1 protein-coding gene is annotated in these 811 nt (G+C 41.7%); it reads left to right on the forward strand.

Annotation, left to right across the window (positions count from 1 at the left end):
• Positions 1-132: 132 nt before the first annotated feature.
• Positions 133-811, forward strand: a 679-nt coding sequence (locus tag ACYVTD_RS14585) for a leucine-rich repeat domain-containing protein (RefSeq protein WP_461248441.1), incomplete at its 3' end; no start/stop codon positions are given.

The raw sequence follows: 811 nt of genomic DNA on the forward strand, positions 1-811 counted from the left end.
ATTCGATAGCAACCGAAAAAAAGAAAAAAAAAAACTTTTTCTCACAATTTTTTCAATATCCTCGGAAAAACGCCGTTTGTCATCGACAGCGGTTTTTTTATACATAAATCAATTTTTTGAAAGGAGTATTCTATGAAAAACATTTTCAAAGTTTTAGCAATTATCGCGCTTGTAGCGGTAATCGGGTTTTTAATGGCTTGTACTGACGGAGATGACGGTGGCGGTAGCAGTCAAGAACCTATCACTTATACCGGCGACAGCATTGCTGACTTTGCAATATGGTTAGCCGCTCAACCAGCCAATACGAAAACAAGACCATACATCGTCAATCTGAACGTGAGCGATTTAGGCGGTGATTCCTACATAGATGATGATGATTACACAGACGATGAATACACAAATGTAAGCCTCGTATATGTGCTTAGACAAAACCATACCAAATACGTCAACCTTGACTTTTCGGGCAGTACATTTGCCAGCATTGATGGGTTGTTGTATTGTACCAGCCTTACCAGTGTTACCATACCCTCAAGCGTTACCAGCATTGGGAAATGTGCTTTTTCCGTTTGCACCAGCCTTACCAGCGTTACCATACCGGACAGCGTTATCAGCATTGGGGATGGTGCTTTTTTCGGTTGCACCAGCCTTACCAGTATAACCATACCATCACGCGTTACCAGCATTGGGGTTGTTGCTTTTTCTGTTTGCGACAGCCTTACCGCAATAAATGTTAACGCCGCTAATACAGAATACAGTTCACAGGACGGCGTACTGTATAACAAAGACAAAACTACTTTACTTGAATATCCGG

The sequence above is a fragment of the Treponema sp. R6D11 genome, from assembly GCF_054786075.1.